The 12,277-nt window shown below is 38.6% G+C and carries 11 protein-coding genes; 7 read left to right on the forward strand and 4 right to left on the reverse strand.

The window, feature by feature from the left end; all coding sequences use genetic code 11:
* The first annotated feature begins 112 nt into the window (after window positions 1-112).
* The 4 genes from AAZR93_RS17205 (at window position 113) to AAZR93_RS17220 (ending at window position 5,129) form a co-directional block, all read left to right on the forward strand.
* Window positions 113-2,257: a TonB-dependent siderophore receptor gene (locus tag AAZR93_RS17205; RefSeq protein WP_434720530.1), complete on the forward strand. Its 2,145-nt coding sequence runs from the start codon at window positions 113-115 to the stop codon at window positions 2,255-2,257.
* Window positions 2,258-2,262: 5 nt separating this feature from the next.
* Complete coding sequence (locus tag AAZR93_RS17210; RefSeq protein WP_434720531.1) at window positions 2,263-3,150, forward strand: PepSY domain-containing protein; 888 nt, start codon at window positions 2,263-2,265, stop codon at window positions 3,148-3,150.
* On the forward strand, window positions 3,150-4,265 hold the full coding sequence (locus AAZR93_RS17215; RefSeq protein WP_434720532.1) for an ABC transporter substrate-binding protein: 1,116 nt from the start codon (window positions 3,150-3,152) through the stop codon (window positions 4,263-4,265). The genes AAZR93_RS17210 and AAZR93_RS17215 overlap by 1 nt, the downstream gene beginning before the upstream one ends.
* A gap of 204 nt (window positions 4,266-4,469) precedes the next feature.
* A complete protein-coding gene (locus AAZR93_RS17220; protein ID WP_294101627.1) occupies window positions 4,470-5,129 on the forward strand; it encodes a GntR family transcriptional regulator in 660 nt (219 codons plus the stop codon).
* 26 nt (window positions 5,130-5,155) lie between these two features.
* Here AAZR93_RS17220 and AAZR93_RS17225 read toward each other — a convergent pair whose 3' ends face one another.
* Window positions 5,156-6,262 (reverse strand): hypothetical protein, encoded by a 1,107-nt coding sequence (locus tag AAZR93_RS17225; protein ID WP_434720533.1) that lies wholly within the window; start codon window positions 6,260-6,262, stop codon window positions 5,156-5,158.
* A gap of 190 nt (window positions 6,263-6,452) precedes the next feature.
* Here AAZR93_RS17225 and AAZR93_RS17230 point away from each other — a divergent pair, with 190 nt between their 5' ends.
* The 3 genes from AAZR93_RS17230 to AAZR93_RS17240 all read left to right on the forward strand — a co-directional run bounded on the left by AAZR93_RS17230 (window position 6,453) and on the right by AAZR93_RS17240 (window position 9,970).
* Window positions 6,453-7,658 carry a CaiB/BaiF CoA transferase family protein gene (locus AAZR93_RS17230; protein WP_294101633.1) on the forward strand — a complete coding sequence of 402 codons (1,206 nt, stop codon included), beginning with the start codon at window positions 6,453-6,455 and terminating at the stop codon, window positions 7,656-7,658.
* Window positions 7,659-7,660: 2 nt separating this feature from the next.
* On the forward strand, window positions 7,661-8,455 hold the full coding sequence (locus AAZR93_RS17235; RefSeq protein WP_294101637.1) for an enoyl-CoA hydratase/isomerase family protein: 795 nt from the start codon (window positions 7,661-7,663) through the stop codon (window positions 8,453-8,455).
* 204 nt (window positions 8,456-8,659) lie between these two features.
* Window positions 8,660-9,970: an MFS transporter gene (locus AAZR93_RS17240; protein ID WP_294101640.1), complete on the forward strand. Its 1,311-nt coding sequence runs from the start codon at window positions 8,660-8,662 to the stop codon at window positions 9,968-9,970.
* Between the two features lie 59 nt (window positions 9,971-10,029).
* Here the strand turns inward: AAZR93_RS17240 and AAZR93_RS17245 are convergent, their stop codons facing one another.
* From AAZR93_RS17245 to AAZR93_RS17255, 3 genes are all read right to left on the reverse strand, one after another.
* Entirely contained in the window at window positions 10,030-10,677 is a 648-nt protein-coding gene (locus AAZR93_RS17245) for a 3-keto-L-gulonate-6-phosphate decarboxylase UlaD (RefSeq protein WP_294101643.1), read from the reverse strand.
* A 5-nt stretch (window positions 10,678-10,682) separates the two neighbouring features.
* Window positions 10,683-11,504, reverse strand: a complete 822-nt coding sequence (locus AAZR93_RS17250; RefSeq protein ID WP_294101646.1) for a Cof-type HAD-IIB family hydrolase — start codon at window positions 11,502-11,504, stop codon at window positions 10,683-10,685.
* 247 nt (window positions 11,505-11,751) lie between these two features.
* Window positions 11,752-12,222, reverse strand: coding sequence for a PTS sugar transporter subunit IIA (locus tag AAZR93_RS17255; RefSeq protein WP_294101648.1), 471 nt, complete (start codon window positions 12,220-12,222; stop codon window positions 11,752-11,754).
* Between the last annotated feature and the right edge of the window lie 55 nt (window positions 12,223-12,277).

Below are 12,277 nucleotides of genomic sequence, written 5' to 3' on the forward strand. Positions count from 1 at the left end.
TATACATTTCAATAAATAAATAGTCATGATGTAAAAAGTAACGCTTATAAAGTAAAAATGTAAATGAGATACATTCTCGTTTTATATTTATTGCCTATAGGTTTGCACAACGATGAAAAAACCCTCTTACTCACCTATTTATATTGCGATTATTCCATTAATTTTCTCGCCTTTTGCCTATTCAAACCAAAATATAGAGGCAAAAACTGAAAAAATGATTGTGACCGCTAAACCCACGCAATCACCAACCGGAAAAGTAGACGGATACATAGCAACACGTAGTACCAGTGCAACAAAAACTGATACAGCTCTTATTGAAACGCCTCAAGCAATTAGTGTTATCACGCGAGATGAAATAGCCGCCCATAATGCCCAATCCGTTGGTGAAGCGCTGCGTTATACCTCCGGTGTTTTACAGACAAGCGGCGCAGCTTCATCACGTTTTGATAGTTTAAGTATTCGTGGTTTCAATGTTTCTAGCACAGGGATGTTGCGAGATGGATTACGTAGTACAACCGCTCAAGCATGGCCTAAAGTCGAACCTTATGGCCTTGAGCGCGTTGACGTTATACGTGGTCCTTCATCTGTGTTATATGGGCAAAATTCACCCGGTGGTATTGTTAATCAAGTCACCAAACGACCGCTATATCAACCTTTCCATGAAATAGAAGTTCAGGGGGGGAATTTTGATAGAAAACAACTACAAGGCGATTTCAGTGGTCCAATTGATGGCAGTGAAAAATATTTTTATCGCCTAACAGGGCTTGTTCGTAAAAGTGATACTCAAATCAAGCATATTAAAGACGATAAAGTCTATATAGCCCCCGCATTCACTTGGTTACCCAATGATAGCACCACATTTACGTTACTCGCTGACTATAGCCACGATGAATTCGGCGCTCCGCGACCATTCTTACCGTTAAATGGCACACTATTACCTAATCCGAATGGCAAAGTTGACCCTAATGTGTTCCTTGATGAACCCGGATTAACCAACGATAGAACTCAAGCATCCTTAGGTTATCAATTAGATACTGACTTTAATGATGTACTATCAGGGCATTCAGGCGCACGTTTTAGCCATACCGATTTAAATACCAATATTGCCCAAGGTCTTTACCTTTCCCCCGATATGAAAACGCTAAATCGAGCCGCTTATTATTTTCGAATAAAAGGCGATGTTTTAAGCTTAGATAACAATTTGCAAGCAAATTGGTGGGTAGATAGTATCGAAATGACCTCCCTTGCAGGGTTGGATTATCGCCATACTCGCGAAGATTATATTTTGATGTCCGGTAAAGCCAGTTCTATTGATATTTTTAACCCAAGCTATGGTGGCTCCTACGGTCCGGTTAATAATATGATGTCAAACACCCTGCAAACCAGTGATCAGTTTGGTGCCTACGTACAGCAACAAGCAAAACTGGATAATGGGCTGATTTTTGTTGTGAGCGGTCGTGAAGATTGGTCAAACAGTAAGACCAATAATCGTAAAAATGAAACATCAAGTGAGCAACGAGATAGTAAATTTACTTATCGTACTGCTGCAATGTATTTAACCGATTTCGGCTTAGCGCCTTATCTCAGTTATTCAACTTCATTTAACCCGCAGCTTGGCGTCAATTTTTATGGTAATTCTTATAAACCTATCACTGCCAAACAAATAGAAGCAGGCGTTAAATATCAGCCTGAAGATGGCAAAACCAATCTCACCTTAACAGTGTTTGAGTTGAAACAGCAAAACATGTTAACAACCGATCCCAATAATAATTTAAATAGCTTACAAATTGGTGAGGTACGTTCGCGAGGTGTTGAATTACAAGGTATTTATTCTCCTATTGATGAGCTTAATCTTACCGCCGCCTACACCTATAATAAACTTGAAAATACCAAGACCAATAACCCTGAAGAAAAAGGTCAGCGTCCAACAGGGCTACCAGAGCATACCGCTTCTGCATGGGCCGATTATACATTTTTAAATGGTCAGCTACAGGGATTGGGTTTTGCGGCAGGGGTACGCTATACCGGTTCGTCGCCTGTCAATAATGATAATAGTATTTCTAATCCATCCAATACACTTTTTGATGCTGCGGCACATTATGATCTTGGTGGATTAAATTCAAATTTGAATAACTGGCGCTTAGGGATCAACGTTAATAATGTGACGAATAAACAGTACTATACCAGTTGTTCAATGGGCGGTTGTTCTGTTGGCTATGATAGAAGCGTCATTGCCTCGCTGCGTTATCGCTGGTAATCAAAATGGCGTTATTTTTAGCACGTCAATACTGGCTGAAGCTGCATTTATGGTTAGGTTTAGTGGTCGGTTTCTTTATTGCCATTTTGGGTATTTCAGGATCGTTGTTATTACTGAAAAAGCCCATTTTAGAATGGGAAATTGGCACTTCGGTTCTGTATGCCGAGCACCACCAGCAAAATACCCCTTTGTCGCCAGATAATTGGCGACAAAGTGCCAAAAGCGCTTACCCTGAACTGACTCAAATCATGGGGGTAGCGCCTCCAAGCACTGGTTTTATCCCTGCAACAAATGCCATGGTATTTGGTCATGTCTCACATTCAGAAAAACTCGGCATTGCATTTATTGACCCTATTGATGCAAGCGCCAAAGGCTTTGTTGTTTTTGATGATTTGATTTTTTCTAATCTTGTTTCTTTACATCGATTACTGTTGCTGCCACCGAATATAGGCAGTTGGCTAGTCTTCGGTTGCGGCGTGGTATTGGCTCTATCTATCATCACGGGCGTTGTTTTATGGTGGCCTAAAAAAGGGTTTAAACAGCTCTTCTTTGCTCTTACTAATTGGCGTCGAGGATTAAAAAATGGGGCAAAATGGCGTCAATGGCACTACTTTTTAGCTATTTATTTTACCCTCCCGCTGCTATTAATCACCCTAAGCGGAATGATGCTTTCTCGCCCTGATTTATTCACCTCAATAATTCCACCTCAAGAAATAAAACGATTTATTTCCCAACTTCACAGTGAATTAGGTCTTGGGCTGAGCGGAGTAATTGTCGCATTTTTGTCTGGTATTATTTTGCCGCTCCTCTACGTGAGTGGTGTCGTAATTTGGTGGAAAAAAAGACCATCTCAACGCTCAAAAACAATCTCATCAGTAAATAGGAACGCATAATGATGCAATTTAATAACCTAAAATGTCTTTTTTTAGCCGTTATGGCATTTATTTCTTTTACGTCTCAAGCCGTTACTGTCACTGACATAACCGGTCGACAAGTTGAAGTGCCTGAACATGTAAAACGTATCTTATTGGGCGAAGGTCGAATGATTTACCCGTTATCTATTTTAGAAAAAGACGCGCCTTTCGACCGTATTGTTGGCTGGCAGGGCGATTTTCGTGATTTAGATGTCCAAGGTTATGCCGCCTATAAAGCGATTTTTAAACAAATAGATGCAATCCCAGCCGTTGGCGGTGGGTCAGAGGATACTTTTAGTATCGAAAAAGCATTAGCACTACAACCTGATTTAGTTATTCTGCCATTAACAGGTGGCCATGGACCGGGAGCGGGGAGCGAAGCGGCTCGCTTGTTAGAGTCAGCGGGTATTGCGGTTATTCATGTCGATTTTAGCCAACATCCCATCAAAAATACTCAAAAAAGTATGACAATCTTAGGGCAAGCGATTGGAAAAGAGCAACAAGCTAAACAATTTAACGATTATTATCAGCAAAAAATGGATGACGTCATATCACGTATTCCCACCAATATACCAATGAATGAAAAACCAACAATTTTTGTTGATTATCTACCTGGATTGCAAGAGTGCTGTGGCTCTCCTGGGAAAGGCAGTATGACAGATATGATTAATCTTGCGGGCGGCATTGGTATTGGCGAAAAAATCCTACCCGGTGCAATAGGGAAATTAAATCCTGAATATATTTTAGGTAGCGAACCCGATGTTTATGTTGCAACGGGTGTTTTTCCTGAAGGAAAACCCGGTGTTACCGTTGGTTATTCAGCGACCAAACAAGCTGCACAATCAAGCTTAAAAATAATTTCAGAACGTAATCCTATTGGTCAGCTAAATGCCGTTAAACAAGGCCGAGTGCATGGTTTATGGCATATTTTCTATGATTCACCTGAAAATATTATTGCATTGCAATCTTTAGCGAAGTGGCTTCATCCTGATTTATTTACAGATCTAGACCCTGAAGCAACCAGAAAAGAGATGTATGAACGATTTATGCCAATTCCGGCAACTGGAGTATTTTCTTTAACTTTAGAAAAATAGTAAATTTATCAATATCTACCACGGTGTAATCAGTTTTACGCTGTGGTAGTCATTACCACTATTAGTAAATAGTTAATCATGGTAACTAATTAAATTATCAATCATTTTAGCATCGATACATCACGTATTTAGTTTAATAGCTAAATTGATGATGCTCAGGAACAGTGATATTATATATTTTATTTAATTTCGTAGAGGCAACCTATGTTGCAGCATGAAAGTATCAGTTTTAAAGTGTATGAATTACTCAAACAAGAGATAGTTTCTAATCAATTAGAGCCTGGAGCCCGCCTAATTGTAAGCAATATAAGCAAACGTTTTGGTGTTAGTGGAATACCAGTACGCGAAGCGCTATTTCGTTTAGAAGCAGAAAAATTAATCATTTTAGAACACAATAAAGGATTTAGAGTTGCCGAAAAACCTGACGCACAAGATATCTATAAATGGCAGCAAGCACGCTTATTAATAGAACCCGCGATTGCCGATATTGTCTTAGAAAATATCACAGCATCTGAAATTGCATATCTCCGACAATTAAATATCGATATGCGTACTCACGAATATGGGCCTCACTACGAGCAGTATGTCTATTTTATTAATCTAAATGCTGAATTTCATAAGCAAATTGTAATGGCATCTCGTAATGAGCTAATTATCGAAATGTATAACACTCTCAATTATGGTCCACAAGTTGGAAGATTTCATGAAAACCGTGGAGTACCAGATTTGCAATTATTGTGTAATGAACATGATGAAATTATTGATGCCATAGAAGCAAGAAATGCTGATATATACCGAGAAAAAACAACAGAACATATTATTCTAGGTTTTGATCGACAAATATCATTTGGTAGCGCAGGCTAGCTGCGCATATTCCTTTTTTTATTTTGTTATAACGAAAATACTTGTTCTATTTTTGCGAAAATAACTTCAGGATGACTTCCTAGCTTTAATCCCTCACGAATCACTTTTGAACCTGCATCCTGACGATGAATATAGCCTTGATATTTAGGCCGAACATATGCCGAAGAAACTGTATTGAATGTTGAACTTAAAAAGTTTCCCGTCTGTTTATTAGTACACTCATCACGCCAAGCAGCAATATTCGCAGGCTGTCCTCCATTATCCACAACTAAGTTTTTTTGTACTGATTCAGAAACATAACCCATGATATGCTGAATAAGTTCAGGGGTTGGAGTACACCTTGATGATAATGCTAAGCCTGTCCCCCCCAAAATAGAGCCTCTCAATATAGATTGGCCTACATGTGGAATATCACAAAAAGTAATCGGCAACGAATGTGATGGATTGGCATAATTAATATAGCCAAATATAGCAGGACAAATATCAATTTTTCCTTTAGCCATCGCATCTAATAAGCCAATAGGATTTAAATCAATTAATGATTTATCTTGCTGTTGATAAATGTTTTGCATTATAGAAAGTGCATGAATAGCTATTTCTTGCTTAATAATCAATCGATTATCTTTAAATAATAAATCACCAAAAGATAAACATATTGAATAAAAAGTTAAAAGGGCATGAGGCCCCCCCAACGATAGAACAATTCGTTGATTACTTTTCTTGCTAAGTAAAATAACATCATCCCATGTAATCGGTGGTGTTTTTGCTATATCCCCCGCTAATGCACAAACTTGAGATGCTGCATCAATAGGTATCGCCCAATGTTGCCCACCATATCGATAACTTTCGTAACTATTCCCAATACTATTTTTTTTCAAAAAATCTAATTGTTCCAATGACAAAAAGCTTTCCAAAGGTAATAAACAATTTTTCTCTACCGCTTCTCCAATACCTGGATTATCAACAATCAAAAGATCATATTTTTCAGCCAGCTCATCAATAGGATGCGATTCAAACCCTTCTAGTTTTTGAATATCCCATTGCACATTAACTAAGTCATCAAGTTGTGCCCAAGCTTGCAACGGTTTATACCCTCTAGGATGATCCCACGTCAACCCTTTGAAAAAATTCATATATTTCCTCTTCTATTTTATCTTTATCATCATTTACCTAGCCAATCATAACGATCAACAAGAACATAAATCGTGATCAATCTCACGCAACATTAAATATTATATATAATATTGAGAATTTGCAGTTTATGGTAATAGCACGAATAACATCAAACCAAAAATAACTGAGTTAACGAAATGGAGTGGAAATATGTCAATTCTTAAGGGATATCGAGTTTTAGACTGTTCTATTGCAATGGCTGGCCCTTTTGCCGCATTACGAATGGGCGATATGGGGGCTGATGTAATTAAAGTTGAACCAACAACAGGGGAATGGCAGCGGCATACATCTGCTGGTGGTGCTTATGGTAATGTTATTAATACGTCATTTTTATCACTTAACCGTAATAAACGCAGTTTTGCCGTTAATTTAAAAGACGAGGAAGGTAAAGCATTACTGTATAAACTTGTTGAAACTGCGGATGTTTTTTTACAAAACTATCGTCCAGGCGTTGCTGAACGACTCGGTGTTGATTATGAAACACTGAAAAAAATCAAACCTGATTTAATTTATATTTCAATGTCTGGATATGGAGAAAGCGGGCCTTATGCAAAACGTCCAGGGCAAGATTTACTATTACAATCAATGAGTGGTGCAATGCTGAGTACAGGAGCAGAAGGCACACCACCTCAGCCAGCAGGACAATACTTGGTAGATGCAATTACCGCTTATACCGCATTTGAAGGCGCTCTTGCTGCATTGCTACATCGCGAACGCACAGGTGAAGGGCAACTAGTCCAAATCAACATGCTCGACGCAATTATTGCTAATCAAATGCAAGAAATGACCGTATTTACTCAAGGGCTAAAACCTCAACGCCGCAGTGAAGAGGCACATGGTCACTGCTATATCCGTGCTCCTTATGGTGTTTTTCGTACTAAAGATAGTTTTATTACTTTAGTTACTCCACACCTGCCCACTCTTGGCGAAATTTTCGATGTACCTGAACTCAAAGCAATGGATGATGAAATCGCAGGACATTCATTACCTGAGCGTGATTTTATTTTTCGTATTACAAAGGAGAAATTGTTAGAACGCACCACTCAAGAGTGGCGAGATATTTTTGATGAACACCAACTCTGGAGCAGTGATGTATATGGTTATGAAGATGTCATTGCTGACCCTCAGGTCATTCATAATCAAACATTTATTGAATATGAGCATCCAAGTGAAGGCTTGGTAAAAACGCCTGGTTTTGCTATTAAATTTTCAAAAACACCTTCTTCTATTCGATTACCTACACCTTTTATTGGGCAACACACCGACGATATATTACAAGAACTTGGTTGCTCCTCTGAGCAAATTAGCGCTTTAAAAAGTAGCGGCACAGTTGCGACAACACAGGGGGAAAAATAGCCATGGTGAAATTAAATTTCGAAATTGACCCAAATATTCAATTTTCATTAGATGGCTCAATCGCAACTATTGCATTGAATAGACCCGAAAAATTAAATGCAATAACACCATCAATGTCAGTTTCTATCATTAATTTGGCGAATTTTTGTAATGAATCTAATGATGTCAGAGTTGTTATTCTTACAGGATTAGGACCTAAAGCTTTTTGCTGCGGAAGCGACATTAAAGAGCTAGATACTTATCAATCACCATGGGCACATAGAATGAAACATGACCATTGTGATGCTATCGCTCAAATACATAAACCAACCTTATGCGCTATCAATGGTTATGCACTCGGTGGAGGGCTTGAGCTAGCACTATGTTGTGATATCCGTGTGAGTACTCAAAATGCATTGTTCGGTGCACCAGAAATAAAATTGGGCTGGGTTGGCGGCGGCGGAATGGCTGTCTACTTAAATAAAACTGTTGGGGCCTCTAGAGCTTCTCGTCTGCTTTATACAGGAGATTCTATTGATGCAAATACAGGTTTATCTTGGGGTATTGTAGATGAGGTTTTTGACTCACAAGAGGCCATGATGATATCCGTTTTACATCTTGCCAAAACGATAGAAGAACGTCCCCCTATCGCTATCCAAACTGCTAAATTAAATATGCATGCTGCGGTCAATATGCCATTAGACCAAGCTGTTCGCTATGAGCGTGATTTACGAACAATTTGTTTTTATACCGATGATGCGAGAGAAGGGAAAGCAGCTTTTAAAGAAAAAAGAGCGCCTTATTTTCGCGGTGAATAATTTAAAAAAACAGTAATGGAAATTACGTACGAAATAAAAATAACATAATTTCATATCAAAACATGAATTTTAAATAATGTTAACTCACTAATAAATAGTTAATTAAAAGATAGAACATAACAACTTTGTATTTATTTAACGCCAGAATTCTGTTATTGAATTTATAAAAGGCGTCCCTACAATTCTAATAACGGGGGAGACCCTATGAGTACGAAAAAAAAATCAATGAAAGGTGTTGCAGCAGCATCACTGGTTGGTTCTGCACTAGAATGGTTTGACTATTTTCTCTATGGCACAGCGGCCGCATTAGTATTTAATGAAATAATGTTTCCAAAAGGAGACCCTTTTATTTCAACACTTCTAGCGTTTTCAACGCTTGCACTTGGTTTTGTTGTACGTCCATTTGGCGCCGTATATTTTGGACAACTCGGCGATAAAATAGGTCGTAAAAAAGTATTAGTTATTACCTTATTATTAATGGGCACAGCAACAACTCTAATTGGTGTCGTGCCAACCTATGAAACAATTGGTGTTTGGGCTCCTATTTCATTAGTTTGTTTACGTCTTCTTCAAGGATTTGGTGCTGGTGCCGAATTTGGCGGGGCCGCTATCCTAACAGCAGAAAGTGCGCCAGCAAATAAACGGGGATTTTATTCATCATTCCCAGGAGTTGGTGTTTATATTGGATTATTACTATCATCAGCAACATTTGCCATTTTAACGCAATTACCAAAAGAAGTTTTTCTCGGATGGGCTTGGAGAATTCCATTCTTATTTAGTATGTTGCTTGTTGCTGTCGCACTAATAATTCGAATGAAACTATCAGAAACTGAAGCCTTTGAAAAATTAGCAGAATCGAATGAAATTAGTAAAAGTCCACTAAAAGAATTAATTAAAACAGAACGAAAAAATCTATATGTTGTTGCCGGCTCTCAAGTAGCACAAAGTGGTGTAAGTTATGTCTACCAAACCTTTGTTATTGCTTATGTGGTAGGGACATTACATATGGCGCCATCAATCGGTCCAGTAGCTGTTGCGATTGCCGCTGCTGTTGCCATGTTTACGACACCAATGTTTGGAGCATTATCAGATAAATTTGGTCGTAAAAAAATCTATATGTTTGGTGCTTCGTTCTCCGCCGCATTTGCTTTCCCATTCTTTTTACTCGTAAATACAGGGACTGCATGGGGGGTTATCACTGCAATGACATTAGGTGTTGGTGTTGGCGTTGCTGCAATGTTAGGAACCCAAGGTGCATTTTTCTCAGAAATATTTCCTTCAAAAGTTCGCTTTAGTGGCTTAGCTCTTGGGCGAGAAATCAGTGCTGCTGCATCCGGTGGTATTGCACCTCTTCTAGCAGTACTGCTATCTGGTTTAGCTGGTGGAGCATCATGGCCAGTAGCTTGTCTTGCGATGGGTATGAGCTTAATTACTATGTATGCGATTTGGCACGCACCAGAAACACACAAAAATAACCTCACCGATTTAATTAAAAATAAAGCTGATCATTCATAATATTTTTAGCTACTTAATTAACCGCAGCGCCCATTCAATGGGCGCTTTAATGCAACTGATTATTTCCAAAAACGATCTATCTGCGTGCGTAATGCTTCTGCGGTTAATTTTCCTTTGTCACCCACCAGCGCACGGCCTGCAATAAAGGCTTTGGCTTTAATTCCTTCAAACAGATGAATGTCTTCTGGCACAATACCACCCGTAATAGATAGCGCTAAGCCTAAATCAGAAAGTTGACGCATTTTAATTAAATCATCATCAGCCCAGCCGATACCGGCTAATTCCGCATCTCTTGAACGGTGATAAATCGCTTGTTTTATGCCTAAATCAACCCATTTTTGGGCATCATCTAAAGTCCAATTACCATATAACTCGATTTGAATCTCTCGGTTAAATTCATCAGCCACTTTCTTACAGGCGGCAATAGTCGCAATATGCGCTGCTGCTGACACCGTAATCCAATCTGCACCTGCTTCAAATGCCATACGAGACAAAATTGCCCCACCATCTGTCGTTTTCATATCACAGACAATAATATGTGAAGGATGACTTTTACGCAGTGTAGAAACTGCGCTCATCCCTTCAGCAAAAGCTAAAATCGTACCGATTTCAATAATATCGACAAAAGAACAGACATTATTGGCGACAGTAATTGCATCGTTGAGATTAGTTTGGTCTAAAGCAATTTGAATCAGTGGCTTTGTCATGATGATTATCCTAATATTTTTTCACGGATAAGATAGGCGAGCCCATCTTGATTGTTATTAGTTGAACAAGTGATATCCGCATTCGCTTTAACAGTGTCATCAGCATTTCCCATCGCAATGCCCAAACCTGCGTATGTAAGCATTGAAATATCATTATGATTATCACCCACCGCTATAACTTGCTCTGGCTGATAACCTAATTCAGCAACATACTCCGCCAACCGTTTACCTTTATTATTGCCTTTTGCAGCAAAATCAATTCGGTTTGACCACGATATCTCACCGTTAAAATTGTCTTGCACCCAAGGAAGATTCGACATTTTAGCGATATCGCTTGGCTCACCTTCCACAACAAATTTCCAGATAAATTCGGCGTTTTTCACTTGTTCATTAAAAGAGTCGATTCGATAAATTTTTGGTTTATGTGGGGTATTCAAATTTTTTGCCCACATTTCCATCGCAGTCATGTAATCAATAGGATTGCTATTGGAATAAACCATGGCATCGGTGATATACATCACCAATTTAAATTGGTACTGGCTGGCTAAATCAATAAAAGTCAGCGCATTCTCTTTAGAGAGTGCATTGTGCTTAAGCACTTTTTCATTTTTAAAATCATAAAGATAAGTTCCATTGCAACAAATAATTGGGGTGTCTAAACCAAGTTCATCATAATAAGGACGGGCGGCGGTATGATGACGACCAGTGACTATCATGACATGGCACTTATCTTTTGCTTCTTGTATCGCTTGTTTAACCGCTGGGTTAATTTCATGATCGCTATTTAATACAGTTCCATCGAGATCTAAAGCCAATATCTTATACATTTTTTCACCTTTGCTCGTAGTAAGCGCTATTACCCCATTTATAACTAAATACTAATGGAGTAGCCCTTCCTCTAATTAAATTTCGCTGTTAAACGGGTACCATAGCAGAGACTAATAAAAATACAGCAGCAAACTGCAATTCTAACATTTGGTACACCTCACCGTACGAGCTAGCGCAAAGCAACTCATTTTAAAATCACGAACTCAATGGAATTTCATACTTTTAGCGATTATCATTTGCTAAGTATTATTGAGATAACGCCTCATCAATCACTTTATAGACCTCTTCAATACTGCGACAACGCCGTATCTTATGGAGATCAATCCCCGTTTCACTATTTTCATCATCCAATACTTGGGTAACTTCCATTAAACCTTCCATATGTTCATCAGAAGAACTTCCCGCTAAAGTTATCAATACATCAACAGGTTCATCTTCTCCTTCAAATAAAATAGGTTCTTTTAATGTGACTAAAGCAAAAGCTGTTTTTAGAACGCCATTTTCTGGTCTGGCGTGAGGTAATGCGAGGCTAGGTGCGATACAAATATAAGGCCCTAGTTCATTGATACTACTAATAATAGCTTCGTGATAGGTTGGTAATATCGCCCCTGAGGCAATTAACATATCAGTACCAATCTTAATAGCTTCTTGCCAGTTTTTGGCAGAAGCTTGTAACTTAATAGAATTGTTATCAATTAACGATTGCTTAAAACCCATGACACGCTCTCCTATTGAAATAGATACTAACTAATTAGTATCTATAAATATTTTT

The organism is Providencia sp. Je.9.19, assembly GCF_051129765.1.
GTDB lineage: Bacteria > Pseudomonadota > Gammaproteobacteria > Enterobacterales > Enterobacteriaceae > Providencia.